This window comes from Pseudoalteromonas sp. KS88 (genome assembly GCF_004766475.1).
GTDB lineage: Bacteria > Pseudomonadota > Gammaproteobacteria > Enterobacterales > Alteromonadaceae > Pseudoalteromonas.
In genome coordinates this window covers 1-20,970 of record NZ_PYHV01000026.1, presented here as the reverse complement: position 1 = coordinate 20,970, position 20,970 = coordinate 1, and the positions used below count along the sequence as shown (strand labels likewise).

Genomic DNA, 20,970 nt, shown 5'->3' with positions numbered 1-20,970 from the left:
AATACAAAAGGAAATAATATGAATACCACCCAAGAACAAATCAACTTTACTGTCAATATTGAACTAGACAGTAACGACAAGGCCAATTTTACATACTTTAAAGATAACAAAGAAGTCACTGGCGGCGGAGTTGTAAGAACTGAAACAGCAGGTATTTATAGCTTAAATGAAGCAACACTTGCTAAAGGTTTTGTATTCACAGGAGCAACTATCACCGATAAAGAAGGCAACTGTGCCAGCGACTTTACAACAAAAGTCAATAATAATGGTCAAACAATCACCATCATAGACACCGATGAAAACCCAGGCACTGCCTGTTTAGTATTTAACGTTGAGTGTAATGGCAAAGCCTATGAAAGCGCCGACCCACAAGTTATAAATAGAGACAAAAACTAATTAACAACGCTTAATTATTGATTTTTAAATTGCATGGGGCTGATTTATTCCTGTGCAATCTTTATAAGCCAAACACCTTAACACTAACACATACCAAGCAGCATTATTAATAACCATCCTTTAATAACTACTCTATAATAAAAACCAAAACTTCCGAATGCTTAATGATTTAATATACGAAAAAATCTAATAGTAAATTGATCTATATATTAGAAAGCCCCTCATAAGCTGATGCCTGTTCGCTGCCTTTAACATACTGGCGATGTTAGCAGTCTAACAGCAATTTTCGCCAGCTTAGTCAGCTTAAAACAAGCATGCTTTGACCTGTTTAAGTTAGGCTTATGCCATAATCCAAGAATAGTTAACAAAGGAAAAATGATTTACATCGGCGTACCGCATTAAATCAACCCTGCGAAAAATGAAAACAAACTTTTAAATTCAACAACTTAAAACCAGAAGGTTACCAGAAGGTATATTTGCTGTTTTTTTCATAAATTAGTAGACACCAAAAACGTATAGCAAAGCGTAAAGGAATTAACGTGTCTAACCAAACTAATAATAACAGCCAACTGTTGGCTACACATGTACAAACAGATCAAGTCGGTAGTAGCCTTTGTTCTTCACTTTCTCATCTGCAATTTGGTGCCTTAATTGAATTATTTAATGGCACTGCCGAAGGCATTTTTGTGATTGATCAGCATGGTAGTTTTGAGTTTGTTAACCCGGTAGCTGCTCAGTTATTGGGGGATTCACAACAAGCGTTAATTGGTAAAAGTATACTGGACTTTTTATATAATACTGATCGCGATAAATACATGTATACATTATTAAACTGGTTAGACATAAAAGACACGCGACTTAACTTTGGCCCTAACGAAGTAAAAATAAATAAAACCGACGGCAGTATTATTGAAGCAGACTTATCATTATCAAGCATGCCAACAAGTATATCTAGTGCACAGAAATTATATGTTTGTGTATTACACGATCTTAGTTCACATAAGGCGATGTATAATAAATTGAAAATACAAGCTTCCACCGATCATTTAACAGGCTTAGCGAATAGATTAACGCTCGATGAGTCATTAAAAAAATATTGGGCTGACAGCATTCAAAGTAAACAAGCTTTGAGCTGTATACTCATCGATGTAGACCACTTTAAAAAGTTTAACGACACTTATGGCCATATTAAAGGCGATAAATGCCTGCAAAAAATAGCCAAGGTTATATCAAACTGTACGCCTTCTCGAGATTGTTTAGCAGCGCGATACGGCGGTGAAGAGTTTGCTATTATATTACCTCGTTGCAACCGCGAAAGTGCTAACGTGGTTGCTAAAAGTATTCAGCAACAAATAAATGCAATGACATTTAATGATATTGGCCTACCACCAGGTGTAAAAATTAGTGTGAGCCAAGGTATTGCGTGCGAGTTTAATAATCAATACCGCACCAGTGAAGCATTAGTCTGCGCCGCAGACACCGCACTTTACAGAGCAAAAACAGACGGTAGAAATAAAGTCATTACCAGTGCCTGATACGGTTTTTACCATTTATAAAAAGCGCAAATACCTTGAACTACATCGTTTAATGAGTTGATAAAAACACCTATTACGCTATCAGATATAAGTGTAATGAGGTGTTTTTTTTATTATTTTAAAAAAGTGTAGTGGGCTTTTTAGTTAGGGTCTGATGACCTTTACAGATTAAAATTCGTTCAAACTAGGGGCGGTTTAATCGCGGCGTGAGATTTGTAACCTAGTGGGCTAAGTCAAAACCGAGCAAAGCTACCGCGTCCTGCTAACGCCCCTTACCTACATCCATGTAGGTAACAAAGAGTAAATCGCCCCTAGGCAGAACCCGAAGGGCAGCGCCTGTTTGGCATTGATGCTGCGTTATCACCTATTTATGGGGAATAACCACACTACATAGGCGCGGCCTTGCCTAAACACCAAACAGACTACTGCAAATTTAACCTTGAAAGGTCAACAGACCCTAGTTTAAGTCTTTTTTTAGTTTCATGTAGAGATTCAAGTGCCCTTGTTTTAGTTGCGTTTTATCTACCTCATTCAACATAGCCGCCGCTTTATCGCGGCGTTTACTTTGCCAATGCGCCTCAGCACTTCTTAATGTATAAACCGCATGAGTACCTGTGTTTTTAGGGTATTGCATGTAAGCAAACGAGTCAGCATAGTATTTTATTGCTAAATCATAATTCGCTAGTAATTGGTGAGTACGGGCAACATTGCCAATTGCCAACGTTATTTTACTTTTATGATCGGTATTAATAATTGCGTCCAGTGCTAGTAAGCGAAACTTAAGTGCTTTTTCTAAATTCCCCCAGCTATGGAATACGTTCGCTTTATTTGCATTTAGCTCAAAATGAAAAATAGGGTCTCTACTTTTTGCGAACCTGCTTCCAATATTCAAAAGCAAATTATACGAGCGTTCTTTATCACCAAACGAATAATGTAAATTTGCCAGCTCGAGCAATCTAAAAGGATTTTCAAACGCACTATACATATTTTCGAGCTTCGCAATGGCCTTGTTAGCATAAATGATGGCTTGATCTTTATCTGTGCGCGAAATTGCTTTGGCGTAATAAAAATACAATTGTGTTTTGAATACCGTGGGAGTCGACTCTAAATCAATTAATGGCTCAACTTGAACGATAATTTCATCAAAATTTAAGGTGTCGTATAGGTAATCAATTTGAAGCGATTTAAGCTTATACCATGATTTAGTATATTGCGGCTCATGTTCTAACCCAGCTTCAATGTGCTCTATACAATTGTCGGTAGATAAGGTTAAGCAGTACTGTTCATGATCGCTAAAGTGCTCAGAAGCAAATGCAACTTTACATATAATTAAATAAAATAACGGTAAAGAAAAGAGTACTTTAGTCATTACATTTTGTGCCCGTGAATACTTAGCTCTACCATAACATAAATTAATGGTGTGTTAATAAAGCTTCTGAGTAAAAGCTAAAACAACAATAAAAATCATAATTTCGATGTAAATGGCTGCTTTATCCAACCATTTACGCTCATCTTATTTTCACATGCCTTGAGTTTATTCACTTTGATACATTAAAGTAACAGCAAACTACCTAAACCTAAGAAGGTAACAAATCCCACAATATCAGTAACCGTAGTTAAAATAACCGACCCCGATAACGCAGGATCTATTTTCATTTTGTCTAGAATTGATGGAATAATAACCCCAGACAATGATGCTGCCACTAAATTTAACAGTATCGCTACGGTAATTGTAATACTGAGCATAACATCATTAAACCAGAGGTTAGTCAGTACACCTATCACGATGGCCCATACACAACCATTAACTGCTCCTACCCGTAATTCTTTTTTCAGTAAGGCTTTACGGTTTGAATCGGTTACTTGGCCAAGCGCTAAACCACGCACTATTACGGTAAGCGTTTGACTACCGGCAATACCGCCCATTGAGGCAACCACTGGCATTAACACCGCAAGGGCCACTACTTGCTCAATAGTGGCTCCAAACAAGCCAATAAACCACGAGGCTAAAAAGGCCGTGGCCAAGTTAATACCTAACCAAATGCCACGGTTTTTTGCTGACTTTGCAACACTTGAGAACAAATCTTCATCCTCGCGTAAACCACCGGCTTTAGCGGCGGCTTCGTCAGTCATTTCTTGGCGTAATTCGTAAGCCGATGAGACTTTTAATCGGCCAAGCAGTTTATTATCGGCATTAACCACAGGCATGGCCATTTTTTCACTGTGGATCACCACTTCAGCCGCTTCGTATAAGTCATCATCTGCGTGCAGCGAAGCTACATCTAAGTTGGCATAATCTAATAATGAATCTGTGTCATCCGCTTTAAATAAAGCGTTTACGGTCACTTCACCTATTAAACTGCCTTTACGACTGACTAAATAAATGACCTCGGTAAATTGCGGTAATCCTTTATGTAAAATCTTTTGTGCGCCACCTACGGTGAGCTTTTCTGATACTTTTAAAGCATCAAAATCAAGCCAGTGACCCAATTGCTCAGGATCAAATTGTTGTGCTAATTCATACTGCTTAGTTTGCACTTCATCGAGTTGCTGGCGAGCGTATGCAACAAACCGTTCAGGAATAAACTCTTCCAGCTCAAGTAACTCTGCAACGCTTACTTCGTCTAATAATGTAAAACCTTGGGTTTCATCTAAGGTTTGTAATAGCCAACGACAACTACCACCCCCTAGATTTATAAATATTTCGTGTTGGGTGTCTTCATCTAGTAATTCCCACACTTCCAAGCGCTGCTCTTTTGGCAAGGCTTCAAATAATAGCGATAAATGCTCGGTGGAGAGTTTTTCTTTAGCATCCGCTAATAATTTGTTTTTTCGTGTTGTGGTGTCGCACTGTAACAGTTCATCAATAAGCTGAGGAAGTTGATCAACAGGATACTCAATCATATTAATACTCGATAAAAGATTGTAATAACATGAGTCTAACTTAGGGTGACTAAAATTGGCTATTATATTTTTAACTGACTCGGCGTAATGCCGGTCCAACGCTTAAATGCTCGGCGAAAGTTAGGAATATCATAAAATGCAAGCCGATCAGCCACTCGTTCATTACCTTGCTGGCACACCCCCAGTAAATGCAGAGCTTTGAGTTTATTTTGCTCATCTTGTAATTGCGAATAACTGACACCATGTTGTTTTAACTTACGTTTAAACGTAGCAGAGCTCATGGCAAAATGCTCAGCACTGTTAGCAAGGCTGTTGTTTTTATCACGGTAAATGCGCAGGCACACAGCCTCAACAAAAGACTGTGATACATTCTTGTGTAACTCACTTTGCGCTATGCACTGCTGCCATCTAAGCTGACTAGCCTCTGGGTTTGGGCACTTAAGTAGTTGTTTATTAAAGTGCCAACGGGTATAGGGTTGTTCAAACCGTATTCGTAAACCTAAGTGCTGCTCATATTCTTGGATATGCCGAGGGCGTTTACAGGTAAAGTCAAAATAACAATGTGGATACACATTACATACTCGTTTTAGTAAGCTCATTAACGCAGCGCTGTATATTTCAAAACAATAATTTTTTAATGACTCGTCCATACCGATACTCGGTTGCAAGTACAGATATAAATCGTCTTTAAATATATGCCTACGAGTAAATAATAAAGGGGCAATAACGGTACTAATTTGTTGTAATTGCTTCAAAGCCATACCTAAACTGGGGCTTAAACGCACACTTTGCACTGCTGGGCTAACGTCATTAACCAATTGATGACCCAGTAAAAAGCCACTATCATTACTCTTCATTAAGGCTTTAAACTGGCTAATTAAAACCAATAATTGCGATAAACTAAAGCGCTGTGATAGATCATATAAATCTTGCTCAAAAATACCCGTACCACGCAGCAATTTATGCAGCGGGATCCCTCGTCCTTGAGCAAGCTCCACCAGCGCAGTGATCATTCCCTCCGCGCTGAGGTATTTATCATCTAGACTAATATACTGCTGCACCTACAAGCGCCTTTTCTTGTTGTAATTGTTGATGTAACAGGCTGGTTTGCTGCACTGGATCTTGCGCTAAATCCATTGCCATGGTGGCGGTTAAAATATGCTGAAACTGTGCGCCTTTGCTTTTTGCGACTTTAAACGCACAATGGTTAAGCGCCGCTTTCATTTGCGCTAGTAATTCTTTGGCTTGGCTTTGGCTGGTATTCGGCATAAGCACAATAAAGCAATCTCCGGCATAGCGACAAAGCACATCATTTAACCGGCAATTCATTACTAATAAATCACTAATTTCTCTTAGTAACCTATCACCTTCACTAAAACCAAACTGCGCATTAAACTTTGCAAAATCACGAATATCAATAACACCTAAAGTGCCGCCTTGTTGCTCTGTTTGTCGTTGCTGCATGAGTGAATGTAAGTAGTTAACTCGGTATAACCCTGTTACAGGACAGACTTTTTCATGTTCGCGAAGATGCGCTTCACGACGACGTAATTGACGATTTAAAACAAATTGCTCTTGATGCCAATAATAAAGCCCTGCGCTGGTAAGCGACATACCAAACGGCGCTGGCAGTGACTCAAACCAGGTGAGCCATAATTGTGAAGGTTGCTTTAACCACTCATCGAGTAAATCGAGTGTGGCTGAGAACATAAACAAACCTAAACCTAACACTAATAAGGTAGTTACTTTGCCTGGCGGTCGTGAAATAAGTAACGCAACTATCCAGCTGAGTGTCATCAACACAATACCGCCCTCACCAACAATATCGAGCCACGCAATGTCTTGCCATTGCTTAAGTTCGCCAAAGTAAGCGCATATTGCTACAGCAATAACCAATAATAAAATGATGGTGTTGGTTAATTTTGCATGGCTGGTAAATGGGTTATATCGCATTGTTTAAGTCTTCTAAGATTTACACTATTACGTATGCTTATACCCAAACCACCTCAAGATGCGAGTTTCAGTTGGAATTAAAAGCGATTTAGGCAGGGCATTGATTGCAAGTAATAGTGGTTCTATTGTTAAAATCAATAACGCAGTATAAATCGCTTTTAAACCAACCCCTTGGGCGCTTCACAGGCACTTACTCTCATCGTTGTTCCTTCTTAAAAGGGAATGCCATTCTTGCAAAATAACGCCTTGATATTAAGCCCCTGTGAAACGCTGAATTCTGTATCTTGAGGTGGTTTGGGTATACCGACAGAGTCATTTTGGCTCATTGATATGACATTGAGATTAAAATTTTTAGGTATTTAACCTAGTAATAACCATTTTTAGTGCGCTGGAGCCGTGTTTAAACAGCTCAAATGTCTGTTTGAAAATTACTAAGTTGGCGTTTTGTCAGGAATTAACTGTAAAACTGTCACATTAGCGTCATTAACTTTTTTTAGTTTGCTCACCAAACCAAGGACAACCGGAGCAAATCAATGAAACAATTTAAGTTAAATGCTGTTGTGGCGGCATTAGCACTGAGCCAATTTAGTGTTAGCGTGAATGCACAAGAACAAACATCACCAAGAGAACCTGAAGTAAAGGTTTCTGAAGAGCTTGTGGTCTATGGCGAGATTGGTTATCGCAACCGCTCGCAAGAACTAGCACCCACGCTGGAATACTCACAAGAATACTTTCAACGCTTTGAACCACTCACCGCCGGTGATGCACTAAAGCGTGTTCCTAGTGTGACTTTTTTATCTGACGTACTTGAATCAGACGGCGCTCGTATGCGCGGCTTAAGCCCTGCTTACACAAAAGTACTTATTAATGGCGAAGAAGTTCCGGGCGCCGGTGCTGACCGTTCATTTTTTGTCGACCGTATTCCAGCAGAATTAATTGAGCGTGTAGAAATTATTCGTTCATCAAGTGCCAACCGCTCTGCCGATGCCATAGCTGGCACACTTAATATTGTACTACGCGATGGCTATAGCTTAGACGGCGGTTATATTCGCGCTGGTGGCTTACGTTACGATGACGGTGAACTAAAAGAAAGCTTTGCGGGCGTTTACGGTACTGAGTTTGCAGGTGGCCGTTTACTCGTAGGTGCCAATTTACAAGGTCGTTATAACCCAAAACAAAAATCAAGCAGACGTTATGGCGATAGCCCTGAAAATAATCCTAATTATGCAACAGACGATTTTGATAATCGTGAAGATCAATCTGATACTCGTGATGGCGATGATACCTCTTTAAATGCCAGCTTTGAAAAGGTGTTTGATAACGGTGGCAAATTTGATATTAGCGCCATGTGGGTTGATACCGACCGTACCGAAGATGAGCGCTCTTTTGAATACGACGACGCATCTGCAACCTCAGGCTCTGTCGTTGAGGGTGGTAATTTAATCTCAGATAACGCAAACGTTTCGTTTATTGATCAAACCAACTACAACATTAATTCTGGCTATGAATTACCACTACTGGGCGGTACCAGCAAATTTAAAGTAGGCTATGCCAGCTTTGAAGAGTCTGTTTACGAACAAGAAGTTGAGCTTGATACATCAGAGCTCCCCATGGTGTTTGAGGAAGCTGAAGAAACCGTTGATATCGATGATAAAGAATGGTCATTACAATGGCAGCACAGCTTACTGGTAGGTGACTCGAAAGAAGTTCAGTTTGGTGCGTTTGTGCAAGGCAAAGAGCGCGATACCTCAATTTTTGTCGCTGAAGATGAAAGTGAGCAAACACTTACTGGCTGGGATCAGTTTAACCAAACGCCAATGTCATTAGCACAATTTAACAACGAATTTGAAGCAGTAGACGGCGGTGTTAATACACTTGAAGAAGACCGTTTTGACTTATTTGCGCTAATCAAGCATGAAGCGGATGTGTTCTCATGGGAGATGGGGGTGCGCTGGGAGTCAACTGACTCAAGTATTACCGATACCAATGAAGGCGTTACTGCCGAAAATGATTATGACTTTTTCTTACCGTCGGCTCACTTTCGTTACAGCGTCAGTGATAACGGACGAGTCAGCGCTTCTGTTGCTCGCAGCTTACGTCGCCCTGACTTTGACTACATGACACCCGCCCTACTTGAAGAAGAGCTCGCTGATAATGACTTTTTAGGCAACCCAAGCCTTAAACCAGAATCATCTTGGGGTATCGATTTAGGTTACGAATACCGTTTAGGTAAAAGTGGCGTTGTAGGTGTAAACGTATTTTACCGTGACGTTAGCGACCTTATTGAAATTGCCAGTACCGGTGTTGAAGGCTCAGAAGGCGAAGGCACATTTGTACTGCAACCACAAAATACTGGTGATGGCACAGTTCAAGGTATTGAGTTTGATTTATCAACCCCACTGAGCGCCTTAAACATGCCTAACACAGGTATCTTCTTAAATTACTCTTGGCTCGACAGTGAAGTTGAAGACAGTTTTGGTAAGCGCAAATTTAATGACCAATCGGATTATGTTTATAACGTTGGCTTTATCCAAGATTTACCAACACTACGCGCATCATTTGGGGCAACGTACCGTAACCAAGGTGATGCATACGGACGCTTTGTGGGTGAAGAAGTAACAACCTCTTACGGAGCTGATTTAGAGCTTTTCGTTGAAAAGCGCTGGGATGACATCACTCTACGGCTTGTAGGTTCAAACTTACTGGATGCCAGCAAAGACGAAGTTTTCAATAAGTTTGACTCGCTTGATGATCAAAACAATCGTGCCTTTGATGAGTACGAGCTTGAATCGGAAGAAGCAGGCCCAGTGATTCAAGTAATGCTGCGTTACGCATTCTAATCACACGTATTGTCATTTTAAGCACGTAATGGCAAACCATCGCGTGCTTTTTTGGAGTTAGAACATGTTTAAATTGTCTTTCATAATGGCCGCGCTACTGAGCTCATCAGCGCTTAGTGCAGACGAGCCTGTTGTTTATAAAGATGCGCTATACCAACAACAAAAAATAGCTAAGTTAACTACGTTGCCTAATAGCCTTAACTTTATGGTTATTGGTGATTGGGGACACAACGGCCACTTTTATCAAAAAGAGGTGGCTCATCAGCTAGAAATTGCTATGTATCAAACCGATGCCGATTTTATTGTCTCGACCGGCGATAACTTTTACCCAAATGGCGTGGCAAGTGTGAACGATCCTCTTTGGCAATCAGCCTTTGAGAACATATACCATGGCCCGCACACATTTGAAGATTGGTATGTTGTTTTAGGAAATCACGATTACTTAGGTAATGCCCAAGCACAAATTGACTATACAAACAAAAGCCAGCGCTGGCAGTTACCTGCAAGGTACTACAGTAAAACATTTGCGCTTGAAAACAACGAGCAAGTGTTAATGGTATTTTTAGATACCAACCCGATTCAACCTGAATATAAAGACCGTGATAAATACCGTTCAACCCAAGGACAAGACTATAAAACCCAACTTACTTGGCTTGAAACCCAACTTGCTGGCAGTAAAGCAAAATGGAAAATTGTGGTAGGTCATCACCCGCTTTATTCAAGTGGTAAACGCTTTGGCCGCAACCAAGGGCTTCGCGACATTCTAGAACCTATTTTGGAGCGTCATAATGTGCACGCTTATATCGCAGGGCACGAGCACGACTTGCAATACAACCAACCAAAAAATAGCAAGGTGGCTCACTTTGTCTCTGGTGGTGGCAGCGAAGCGCGGTTTGTAAAACAACGTGAATTTACCCGCTACGCAGAAGCAACACCGGGTTTTTTAAGTATCTCTATCAATGGCGAAACTCTCAGTGTAAGCGCGATTAATCACCTTGGTGAAGTACGTTTTAACACTGAAAAGCACATAGATAAGTAAAGGATAAAATAATGAACTTTAAACTAAATACAATTTCAGCGGTGCTATCAAGTGCTGTGCTTGTAACTGCGCTTGGCGGTTGTACAAGTAATGACGATACGCAAAACACGACAGAAATAGCAAAGCCGGCTGTTGAGGCTAAGTTATTTGGCCCACAACAAAACATGCAAGGCTCACAAGCAGCAGCGCTAGGTAATAATCAATGGCTAATGGCGAGCGAAAGCCAGGGCTTATTACTTGCCGATAACGAGAAAAGCAGTGTGCTGTTAGCCGGTAACTTTGAGTCAATTTCACTAAAACAATTATCAGCGCAGCAATTTATATTAGCCAGTCTTGATAAGAGCCAAGACAACGTAGCTATTTTTAAGCTTATGAAAAATGGGCAAACTTGGCAGCTAAATGAACTCACTCGTATTAGTCCGCCTCAAGCCCAGCCAGATGCTGTGTGTTTATTTAAAAACAGCAATACCGAGACTGTATCAGCGTTTGTGCCGGATGTTCGCGGCTTGATCAGCGAAACGGTTATATATGATTTAGCAACTAACCAAGCTAAAAATATCGCAGTACGTGAATTTCCTGCGGTCACTGAGGCTTCAGGTTGTGCAGTAAATGACGACACAAAAACCCTGTATGTGGGTGAGGCAGAGCTCGGGGTGTGGGCCATTAATGCTGATGCAGAATCAGATGCCAATAAGCAACCTGTGGCTTTAGTACAGCCATACGGCGAATTAAAAACTGAAATCGGAGCTTTATCAGTATCACAAGACGGTACTTTATGGCTCAGCGCCACTGACGATAGTATGGTTTATGCTTACCAAGCTCAAACAGACACGCTTAGCCAATGGTCACTGTCAGGTGAGCACACTATTGAGTCTGTTGCAGCAAGCTTTATTAATGACAATCAAGCGCAGCTAGTTTTGATTGATGATGAAACCGGCGCTTACATTCAAGCAAACGTTAACTACGCAGCGCAAACTTCTGTCTCAAATAGCAAAGTTGCTATGACTCACCTTCATGCCAGCGCACAAACCACACCGGTTGCAGCGTTTGGTGATGCAGCAGATGACCCAGCAATTTGGATAAATGAGCAAGACGCTAAAAACAGCTTAATTTTAGGCACAGATAAACGCCGTGGTTTGATGGTTTATGACCTTGCTGGCAACAAAGTACAATCGCTTAATGTTGGCCGTTTAAATAACGTTGATGTGCGCCAACATCAAGGTATAAACAACGAAACCCATACGTGGATCACTGCCAGCAACCGTACGCTTAACAGTATTAGCGTATTTACTGTTGATGGAGAAAACAAAGTAAACCATGTAACAGAAATAGCCACTAACCTACCTGAGATTTACGGTATGTGTATGTATTCGTCTGATTCTGGCCATTACGTGTTTGTTAATGATAAATCAGGTTTATTCCAGCAGTATAAACTCACTGGTGATCAAGATAACCTAAGCGGTGAACTGGTTAGAAAGTTTACCCTACCAAGCCAACCTGAAGGCTGTAGTGCTGATGATAAACTAGGCCAATTATTTGCAGGTGAAGAAGATGCAGGTATTTGGTATATCGGTGCAGAGCCTACCGCTGGTAACAAAGCAGTAAAGCTACAAAGTGTTAATGAGCAACTGGTGGCAGATGTAGAAGGTATGGAAATTTATCATGCTAATGATGGGCGCTATTTAGTAGTCTCAAGCCAAGGCGATAATAGCTATGTGCTTTACAACATATCAGATGACACACAGCCGAGTCTAAGCTTTGCAGGTAAATTTAATGTAATTGCTAACCTAGATAAAGGCATTGATGGCGTAGGTGAAACGGACGGCTTAACCGTTACAGCAAAAGCTTTACCAGGTTATCCTGAAGGCATGCTTATAGTGCAAGACGGCTACAACCGTATGCCACTGCAACCACAAAACTTTAAAATTATTGACTGGCGCGAAGTGAAAAAAGCCATCAAATAATCAAACTCGAAAAAGTTTATTGATAAAAATGCCGCGATTAAGCGGCATTTTTTCGCCCTGTCATGATTAGCCTAATTTAAGTAAACACTTGCCACTCTTCACTAAAAAATGTTGCCATAAGCGCATTGCCATTTAACTTAATGGCGTGCTGATTAATCTCAATTTTCTTGTCCAAAAAATTGGGGCGTCATAGGATGGTGTTTTATTATACAAAAATGAAAAACTATGAAATTAAATGCATTACTAACGTTAAGCTCGGCACTGCTGTGTGCATCCTACAGCGTAAACCTCTACGCAAATAACACATTGATGGCCGAAGACATTTTTCAGCTAGAGTATGTTAACAACCCTCAAATAAGCCCTGATGGTAAGAAAATCATTTACCTAAGAAGTGGTTATGACATCATGAAAGATTCTGCAAAACGCAGTATTTGGCTATACGATGTAAAACAAAATCAGCATTACCCACTACTCGCTGACGAACATAGTTACGGGCAACCGACTTGGTCACCAGATTCTAAAAAAATCGCGTTTACTTCTAACCGAAGCGGCAGTAATCAACTTTATGTTTATTGGTTAGAACAAGACAAATTAGCGTTATTAACACAGCTCCCTAAGTCAATTCGTAGTTTAAGCTGGTCTAATAATGCTAACAACATCGCCTTTACCATGAATGTATCTGCCGGTAAAACAGACTTTGTGAAGTCAGTTAAGTTACCTAAAAAGCCAAAAGGAGCCAGTTGGTCAAAACCCGTAAAGGTTTTTGAAAAAGCGCGCTATCAAGCGGATGGTTCAGGCTTTTTAGAGCCAGCTTATCGTCATGTTTTTGTTGTACCCGCTAATGGTGGCACAGCTAGGCAGTTAACAACGGGAAATTTTCAGCATTATGGGCCACTTGCATGGTCTCCTAATGATAGCAACATTGCTTTTTCATCTGATCAGCATGCTGATTGGGAGTACCGTACCACTGAATCTGATTTATATGAAGTTGATATAAACCAGGGTACTTATACCCAGTTAACTCAATTACCTGGCCGAGAGTCTAGCCCTACTTACTCAGCAAAGGGCAAAAAAATTGCTTTTATTGCCCGTGATAATGCACCTGTTCCTTATATAAATTCCACACTCAATGTCATCACTAAAAGTAGTAAAAAAATTGCCAATGTCAGTAATGACTTTGACCGCTCCGTTGCTGATTACAAATGGTCAGGTAAAGGTGACTTTGTTATTCAATATGACGACTTTGGTAAGCGTAAGCTGGCAAAGTTATCTTCAAAAGGCAAAGTAACCGACCTCGTTGATTCACTATCAGGCACTTCTATCGGTCGTCCATATATCAGTGGAAGTTTCAGTCTCGCTAACAATGGCGCTATTGCTTATACCCAAGGCAGTAGTCAACGCCCAGCTGATTTAGCGTACTTATACAAAGGAAAAAGCAAAACCTTAACTGCTTTAAATGAAGACTTACTCGGGCACAAACAATTGGGCGAGGTTCATGAGTTAAACGTTAAGTCATCATTTGATAATGAAAATATTCAAGGCTGGTATATTACCCCGCCTAATTTCGACAAAACCAAAAAGTATCCTTTATTGCTTGAAATTCACGGCGGCCCACACCTTGCCTACGGACCTAGCTTTACAGCAGAGCTACAACGATATGCCAGTGAAGGTTATGTAGTGGTGTATGTGAATTACCGAGGCTCAACCAGTTACGGGAAAGACTTTGCCTTATTACTCGATGGAAAATATAGCTCAAAAGAAGATTTTGCCGACCATAATTCAGCGATTGATGCCATGATAGCCAAAGGATTTATTGATGAAGAAAACTTATTTATTGCAGGTGGCTCTGCAGGTGGTATTGCCGCAGCTTACGCCATTGGCTTAACCGACCGTTTTAACGCGGCGGCAATCACCAAACCGGTAATTAACTGGCTGAGTAAAACCTTAACGGCTGACAGTTATTTAGGCCAAATCCGCAATCAATTCCCAGGTATGCCGTGGGATAATGTTGAGCATTATTGGCAGCGTTCACCCTTATCATTAGTCGGCAATGTGACAACACCCGCTTTACTGATGACGGGTGAAGAAGACCGCCGCACGCCGATTTCAGAATCTGAGCAGTTTTATCAAGCGCTGAAGTTACAAAAAGTAGACACGGTGCTTATCCGCGTACCAGGTTCTCCCCATGGTATTGCAGGACGCCCATCTCGCATGATCTCTAAAGTAGAGCACACGCTGGCATGGTTTGAGCGATACAAAAAATAACGCTATCTCTGTAACCCAGTAATAGCTTGTTTATAAAAAATGCCGCTACATTGCGGCATTTTTTTTATCGATTTTAAGAGGTAATATTTTTAGGTTAACTACTTAAACCAACCTTGAAAACGCTCTAGCAGCATATAGTTAACAGGCACGAGCAACAACGTGATAAACGTCGCAAAGATAATACCAAAGCCAAGGCTTACTGCCATCGGTATTAAAAATTGTGCTTGTGTGGCTTTTTCAAACAGTAACGGCATTAAGCCGATAAACGTCGTCAAACTGGTTAACATGACAGGACGAAAGCGTGCAACACCGGCTGTTTTCACAGCGTCCATTAACTCAAGCCCTTCATTACGTTTTTTATTAATGAAATCGACCAATACTAAGGAGTCATTCACCACAACACCAATTAATGCCAGCATACCGAGTAGGCTCATAATGGTGAGCTCCATTCCCATGATCCAATGCCCGATGACAGCGCCAATCATGCCAAATGGGATGATGCTCATGACGACTAATGGTTGTAAGTAAGACTTAAATGGGATCGCAAGCAAGCCATAAATAACAAAAAATACAAATACCATGCCCCACAGTAACGAACCAAACGATTCGCGCTGCTCTTTGGCTTCGCCCTCTAACGAGTGGCTGATACCTGGGTATTGCTGTACTAGCTCGTCTAAATAGGTTTTTAGATCCGCTTGTAGTACTGTCATGTTAGTATCGGTTTTTTCTACATCCGCTGAGACATTGAGCGTGCGATAACGGTCAATTCGACTGATTGTTGATGGGCTTTGACCCGGCACTAAAGTCGCGACATGCGATAACGGCACTCGCCCGCCACTTGGGGTTTGAATTAGTATATCTTTTAAGTCTGCCACTGAGCGCCTTTCATCAATCGGTAAACGCACCATTACACGGACGTCGTCACGTCCACGTTGAATGCGCTGTACTTGGACACCAAAAAATGAGTTGCGCACTTGTCTTGATACATCAACCCTATTTAACCCCAGTGCCAAACCTTGCTCAGTTAACTCTATTTGCAGCTCCTCTTTACCATCCGACATACTATCTGCGATATCAAACACACTTGGGTACGTTGCCAACCGCTGCTTTATTTGCTCTGCCACCGTTTGCAACGTTGCGATAGAATTACCCGATAATTGAATATCGATTGGGCTTGAGCTCCTGCCTATTTCAGCTCTAAACGTAAGGCTTTCGGCACCTGGGATCACCCCAATGAGTTGCCGCCACTCTTTTACTAACTCTCGTGAGCCAATATCTGACTCTCGCTTTTCAGCAGGAGTGATTTCAAAACGAACACTGCCTGAGTTAGCTGCGCCGCCTCTGCCACCTGTGCTGGCTAAAATATTAAGAATAATACTTTCACCGGTTTCGTCATCTCGGTATTTACTTTGCAGCTCGCGGGCTTTGTCTGACATATCAATAATGTATTTATTGGTTACTTCAAACGGTGTACCCGCTGGGAAGGTTAAATTAACCCGCACAGTTTCGCTAGGAATACGCGGGAAGAAAATAAACTTAGTCCACCCGCTGGTGATCATGGTTAGGATGATTAAGAAAACCCCCATAAACAAGCTGACTGTTGCCAGTTTATTTCGCAGCGCTAGGCCAAGTACAGGCTGGTAATACTTTAAAATAGCGTGCTCAAACCCATCAGCAAATCGCTGTTGTAATCGCTCTAACTTAGAGCCTTCACCTTTTTGATGACGCAATTTAATGTATTTCAAATGTGCGGGTAACACGAATTTAGACTCGATAAGAGAAAATAATAAAACAGGAATAACCACTACAGGTATTTGGGCGAAAATAGCTCCTCGCGCTCCTTCAATAAAGCCCAGAGGTAAAAATGCAGCAACCGTCGTCAACACACCAAATGTCACTGGCGTTGCCACTTCTTGAGTCCCTTTAATGGCCGCTTCTTCTCCTGATTTAGCTGTTTTTAAATGAGTATAGACGTTCTCCCCGGTGACAATGGCGTCGTCCACCACAATCCCCAGCACTAAAATAAAGCCAAATAAACTGATTACATTAATAGTGACGCCAAATGCAGCCATCGCCATAAATGCGCCCATAAACGATACTGGAATACCAATAAACACCCAAAATGCAATCGCGGGTCTTAAAAATAAAGTCAGTAAGCCCAGCACCAAAATACCGCCCTGCAAGGCATTACTCGTTAAGGTTGCGATACGGCTTTTAACAACTTCGGAATCATCATCCCAGTAGCTTAAATAAAACCCTTGCGGTAAATTAGCTTGCTCGCTGGTAATGTAATTTTTAACCGCATCGGCTACTTCTATCGCGCTTTGTGGGCCAATACGATACACATCAATAAACGCAGCCTGCTTACCATTAAAACGTGTTCGTACAGGGGTTTCTTCAAAATCATCGTTGACAGTTGCAATATCGCTTAGACGAATAATCGTACCATCTGCTTGGTTTTTGATGGCAATATTAGCAAATTCATCTTTACGATAAGCCTGCCCTTTTGAACGAATGAGTACATCTCCCCCCTCAGTTTTTAAATTACCAGCGGAGATATCAGAGCTGGAGTTGGCAATGGCATTAGAGATTTGTGCCAATGTTAAATCATATTGGCGCAGTGTATCTTGGCTTACTTCAATGGCGAGTTCGTAATTGCGTACACCGCTTAATTCAACCTGTGTAATGGCGGGTATACGCAAAAGTTCGTCGCGCACTTGCTCGGCATATTCTAATGTTTCTTTTTCGTTGTAATCACTTGAAACGGTCACTGCGATGACTTCGCGTTTTCGCTGTATTAAACCAATTACTGGCTTTTCAGCATCCGCTGGAAAGGTATTGATTGCATCTACACGACTTTTAATATCCGCTAATATTTCGCGCTCGTCATAGCCGGTATCAACCTCAACACTCACTTGAGATGAGCCTTCAGACGAACGACTCGATATTTGTTTAATCCCTTCGAGATCCTGAAGTGCCTCTTCTATGCGTATCGTGACACCTTTTTCAGCATCTTCTGGGGTTGAGCCACGTAAGCTCACACTGATATTAATTCGATCAGAAACAAATGAAGGGAATACCTCCAGCGGTAACTTGGACGATATGCTAAATAATCCACCCAGCACAATACTTATCAGTAATAAGTTGGCAGCCACATGGTTACGAGTAAACCAAGCTATCATGGCTGCTCTCCTCGTTTTTGAGCTTTCTTCGTCTGCTCACCAATGATTTGCACAGGCGTACCTGAACTTACCTGACCCAGCGGCGTAAGAACAAGTTGATTACCTGCTTTAAGCCCTTTACTAACAATACCTTGCTGTGCATTTTGCCATGCTAAAGCAATGTCTTTACGTTGTAGCACACCATTTTCAACAACATACACATAAGTACCTTGGTAGATAGCGCTGTTTGGAATGACCAAGACTTGCTCGGCAACTTTGCCATCAATTTTAGCTTTTACGTACTGCCCAATTTTTACCGGGTATTGATTGTTACTGGTTGATTTGTAAGGGTCGTTAATCTTAGCCACAACATAAAGCTGCTGTGCGCTTTCATCGATTGCGCCTTCAGTGCGAATAAGCTGACCTTGCCACTTTTGCTCGCCAATTAAATTAGAGGTAAAGTTAACGGCTGAACCACGTGCGTTAGTCGACCCATCAGTGTATTGCTCTGGTAGATTAATAAAAGGAAGATCTTTATTTTTTAATGGCAAGCGGATTTCAACACTGTCAGTCGCAAATATAGTGGCTAACTGCATGTTATTAGATACGACTTGTCCAATATCGACAGTTCTGCTTAAAACTCGTCCCGCATATGGTGCCTTTATTTTTGTTCGCTCAAGGTTAAGCTCCGCTTTTTCTACCTGTGCTTGTGCAGAAAGTACCTGGGCTTGAGCGGCTGCTAGTTGAGGCTTTCGAAGCACTAAAACACTTGGCTCAGATTCATTCCCTAAACGCTGCCAGTCAGTCAGGGCTTGACGCCCTCTTGCTTGCTCTTCAAACAAGTTTTGCTCTGCATTAAGAAGGTTTGCTTGAGCCGATTTAACTTCCGCTTTTAAATCGCGGTCATCTAACTGCAATAGCACATCACCTTCACTAAAGAATCCCCCGTCACGAAACTGCTCATTGATAGCAGTTATTTGACCCGCTACCTGAGCCACTAACATACTTTGTGTTCGTGGCTTTACAGTGCCAAAACTATCGATTTGTACCGTATAATCAATTGGTTTTAGCTGTTCTACTGCAACATTAATTTTGGCTTTCGGCGGCGCAGAAAAGCGAGATGCTTTAGGTGGATTACCTTTGATAAACATAATTAAAAATACAGTCGCAATAATAATGACGGCTGGAATAATTACTTTTTGTTTATTGATTTTCATAATGCTTGCTCATCCTGTGCGGATCTTGATTTTGCAAAATCGCCACCTAGGGCAACATGTAAATTGATTCGATTGGTTAATAACTGGTTTTTTAAGTCGATGAGTGAGCTTTGAGCATCTAACGAACGTGCTTGCGCGTCTAATACTGTGGTGTAACTCACTAAGCCACTTTGATATTGCTCAAATGATAATTGCTCTGCTGCCAGTGCATTTTCTTGAGCTTGTAACGTACTTTGATAACGTGCTTGTAAAGACTGTTGCTGTGCAATGGCATTTTCAACGCCGCCGAAAGCATCATATAAAGCATTAAGGTAGGCTTGCTCTTGCTTTTGCGTGTTTAACCTTGCTATTTCTTCGTTAGCTTCTAATCGACCGCCTGCAAAAATAGGCGCTGAAATGCCGCCGATTAATGACCATGCAAGGCTAGATGGCGAAAATAAATCACTTACCCTGTCTGTGCTGTCACTCACACCTGCCGATAAATTTAAGCTTGGAAAGCGCTGCTTATGGGCATAAGCCAATGAGGCATCAGCAGCTAACAATTGATACCAACTGGCCCGTAATGCTGGCTTACGAGTGATTAGTTCGGAAGGTATACCTAAAGGGACATTCTCTTTGATAACAGGCAACTGTTGATTTGCTTCAAGCGCTCCGCGCGGGTAATCGCCAAGCAAGCGCTCGAGTGTACGCGCAGCTTTAGTTAAATTCGCCTGTTGAGTAGCAATACGTGAACGCTCATTATTTAGCTCATTTCGCGCCAAGTACACGTCCAATGCTTGGTTTAAGCCTTGACGATAACCGGACTCAATAATTTCTAAATTCTGTTGCGTGTTAGCTTCTCTACGTTTAAATAGCTCAAGTAGTTGCTCAGCACTTATAAGATTGAACCAGCTGATTACAACGTCAGCAACTAATTGTTGTTTCTGCTGCTCATAGCGTGCTTGCTGAGCTAAGTAAGTGAGGTTATCCCTGCGTTTTGCGTCAGAAAGTTTACCCCATAAATCAATCTCATACCCAAGCTCCAAAGTGAGTGAGCTTGAATTATTGTAACTAACAGGACGGTTCCCTTTACTACGACCAACGCGAGAGGATATATCCAAACTCGGCCATAATGCAGATCCTGAAACAATGAGTTGTTGTTTTTGTATTTCTACATCATAACGACTTTGGATGAGTTGCTGGTTATTTTTAAGCGCACTGAAAACCAGTTGCTCAACAGCAGGCGTTGCTAAATCATCAAACCATGCATGATCCACTGTAGTAACTGACTCAAGGGCCTTTTGTTGCCACTGAACTGGGATTTCATTGGGAACTTGCTTTCGTTCTTGCGGGTTCAAAGTACTTGCACAGCCACTAAGCAGCACAATACTTATCGCCAATAAAGATGGCTTATGTTGCCAAATCATATTTAAACCTGATTAATGCTATTTATGAGCGTTATTCAAACAGCTTATTGAGCATCGCTCAATTCACTTTACATAACATTACATATTTAGCGATATAATTATAAGTTGTATCAATACGTCAAAAATTAACATGTTGATCACAAAATAATTTACATACATCTACCAACTCAATAAATACGAAAAACCCTGATGTTTATTCGAACATTTGAATTTCAATAATCAGAATAGGTGCTTGGAAGTTTGGGGGAATTGAAGAGCTCAGAGGATTTAAAATGTCCCGTCCTGAAATA

General features: G+C 41.3%; 13 protein-coding genes. 6 read left to right on the top strand and 7 right to left on the bottom strand.

Annotation, left to right across the window (positions count from 1 at the left end; genetic code table 11):
- The first annotated feature begins 18 nt into the window (after nucleotides 1-18).
- Nucleotides 19-396, top strand: coding sequence for a DP-EP family protein (locus C7Y70_RS16715; RefSeq protein WP_135475981.1), 378 nt, complete (start codon nucleotides 19-21; stop codon nucleotides 394-396).
- Nucleotides 397-965: 569 nt separating this feature from the next.
- Nucleotides 966-1,931, top strand: a complete 966-nt coding sequence (locus C7Y70_RS16710) for a diguanylate cyclase (protein WP_343256253.1) — start codon at nucleotides 966-968, stop codon at nucleotides 1,929-1,931.
- Nucleotides 1,932-2,388: 457 nt separating this feature from the next.
- Here C7Y70_RS16710 and C7Y70_RS16700 read toward each other — a convergent pair whose 3' ends face one another.
- The 4 genes from C7Y70_RS16700 to C7Y70_RS16685 form a co-directional block, all read right to left on the bottom strand.
- A complete protein-coding gene (locus tag C7Y70_RS16700; protein ID WP_135475979.1) occupies nucleotides 2,389-3,300 on the bottom strand; it encodes a hypothetical protein in 912 nt (303 codons plus the stop codon).
- A 182-nt stretch (nucleotides 3,301-3,482) separates the two neighbouring features.
- Nucleotides 3,483-4,835, bottom strand: a complete 1,353-nt coding sequence (locus tag C7Y70_RS16695) for a magnesium transporter (protein WP_135475977.1) — start codon at nucleotides 4,833-4,835, stop codon at nucleotides 3,483-3,485.
- A 62-nt stretch (nucleotides 4,836-4,897) separates the two neighbouring features.
- Nucleotides 4,898-5,896, bottom strand: a complete 999-nt coding sequence (locus C7Y70_RS16690) for an AraC family transcriptional regulator ligand-binding domain-containing protein (RefSeq protein WP_135475976.1) — start codon at nucleotides 5,894-5,896, stop codon at nucleotides 4,898-4,900.
- Nucleotides 5,880-6,788, bottom strand: a complete 909-nt coding sequence (locus C7Y70_RS16685) for a GGDEF domain-containing protein (protein WP_135475974.1) — start codon at nucleotides 6,786-6,788, stop codon at nucleotides 5,880-5,882. The genes C7Y70_RS16690 and C7Y70_RS16685 overlap by 17 nt, the downstream gene beginning before the upstream one ends.
- Nucleotides 6,789-7,321: 533 nt before the next feature.
- On the opposite strand from C7Y70_RS16685, the gene C7Y70_RS16680 reads away from it, so the two are divergent.
- The 4 genes from C7Y70_RS16680 (at nucleotide 7,322) to C7Y70_RS16665 (ending at nucleotide 14,896) form a co-directional block, all read left to right on the top strand.
- Nucleotides 7,322-9,628, top strand: coding sequence for a TonB-dependent receptor (locus tag C7Y70_RS16680; protein WP_135475972.1), 2,307 nt, complete (start codon nucleotides 7,322-7,324; stop codon nucleotides 9,626-9,628).
- Between the two features lie 64 nt (nucleotides 9,629-9,692).
- Nucleotides 9,693-10,667, top strand: coding sequence for a metallophosphoesterase (locus C7Y70_RS16675; protein WP_135475970.1), 975 nt, complete (start codon nucleotides 9,693-9,695; stop codon nucleotides 10,665-10,667).
- A gap of 11 nt (nucleotides 10,668-10,678) precedes the next feature.
- Nucleotides 10,679-12,631 (top strand): phytase, encoded by a 1,953-nt coding sequence (locus C7Y70_RS16670; protein WP_135475968.1) that lies wholly within the window; start codon nucleotides 10,679-10,681, stop codon nucleotides 12,629-12,631.
- Between the two features lie 225 nt (nucleotides 12,632-12,856).
- The gene (locus C7Y70_RS16665; protein WP_135475966.1) at nucleotides 12,857-14,896 is read left to right on the top strand and encodes a S9 family peptidase; all 2,040 of its coding nucleotides are present in this window, start codon (nucleotides 12,857-12,859) and stop codon (nucleotides 14,894-14,896) included.
- 98 nt (nucleotides 14,897-14,994) lie between these two features.
- Here the strand turns inward: C7Y70_RS16665 and C7Y70_RS16660 are convergent, their stop codons facing one another.
- From C7Y70_RS16660 to C7Y70_RS16650, 3 genes are read right to left on the bottom strand one after another with little or no spacing between them, the layout of a single operon-like run.
- The gene (locus C7Y70_RS16660) at nucleotides 14,995-18,078 is read right to left on the bottom strand and encodes an efflux RND transporter permease subunit (protein WP_135475964.1); all 3,084 of its coding nucleotides are present in this window, start codon (nucleotides 18,076-18,078) and stop codon (nucleotides 14,995-14,997) included.
- On the bottom strand, nucleotides 18,075-19,274 hold the full coding sequence (locus tag C7Y70_RS16655) for an efflux RND transporter periplasmic adaptor subunit (RefSeq protein WP_135475962.1): 1,200 nt from the start codon (nucleotides 19,272-19,274) through the stop codon (nucleotides 18,075-18,077). The genes C7Y70_RS16660 and C7Y70_RS16655 overlap by 4 nt, the downstream gene beginning before the upstream one ends.
- The gene (locus C7Y70_RS16650) at nucleotides 19,271-20,680 is read right to left on the bottom strand and encodes a TolC family protein (protein WP_135475960.1); all 1,410 of its coding nucleotides are present in this window, start codon (nucleotides 20,678-20,680) and stop codon (nucleotides 19,271-19,273) included. Before C7Y70_RS16650 ends, C7Y70_RS16655 begins: the two co-directional genes overlap by 4 nt.
- Nucleotides 20,681-20,970: the final 290 nt, after the last annotated feature.

Coding starts and splice junctions, on each gene's coding strand:
- C7Y70_RS16715 (WP_135475981.1), top strand. CDS start 19: ATGAATACCACCCAAGAACAAATCAACTTTACTGTCAATATTGAACTA.
- C7Y70_RS16700 (WP_135475979.1), bottom strand. CDS start 3,300: ATGACTAAAGTACTCTTTTCTTTACCGTTATTTTATTTAATTATATGT.
- C7Y70_RS16695 (WP_135475977.1), bottom strand. CDS start 4,835: ATGATTGAGTATCCTGTTGATCAACTTCCTCAGCTTATTGATGAACTG.
- C7Y70_RS16685 (WP_135475974.1), bottom strand. CDS start 6,788: ATGCGATATAACCCATTTACCAGCCATGCAAAATTAACCAACACCATC.
- C7Y70_RS16680 (WP_135475972.1), top strand. CDS start 7,322: ATGAAACAATTTAAGTTAAATGCTGTTGTGGCGGCATTAGCACTGAGC.
- C7Y70_RS16675 (WP_135475970.1), top strand. CDS start 9,693: ATGTTTAAATTGTCTTTCATAATGGCCGCGCTACTGAGCTCATCAGCG.
- C7Y70_RS16670 (WP_135475968.1), top strand. CDS start 10,679: ATGAACTTTAAACTAAATACAATTTCAGCGGTGCTATCAAGTGCTGTG.
- C7Y70_RS16665 (WP_135475966.1), top strand. CDS start 12,857: ATGAAATTAAATGCATTACTAACGTTAAGCTCGGCACTGCTGTGTGCA.
- C7Y70_RS16660 (WP_135475964.1), bottom strand. CDS start 18,078: ATGATAGCTTGGTTTACTCGTAACCATGTGGCTGCCAACTTATTACTG.
- C7Y70_RS16655 (WP_135475962.1), bottom strand. CDS start 19,274: ATGAAAATCAATAAACAAAAAGTAATTATTCCAGCCGTCATTATTATT.
- C7Y70_RS16650 (WP_135475960.1), bottom strand. CDS start 20,680: ATGATTTGGCAACATAAGCCATCTTTATTGGCGATAAGTATTGTGCTG.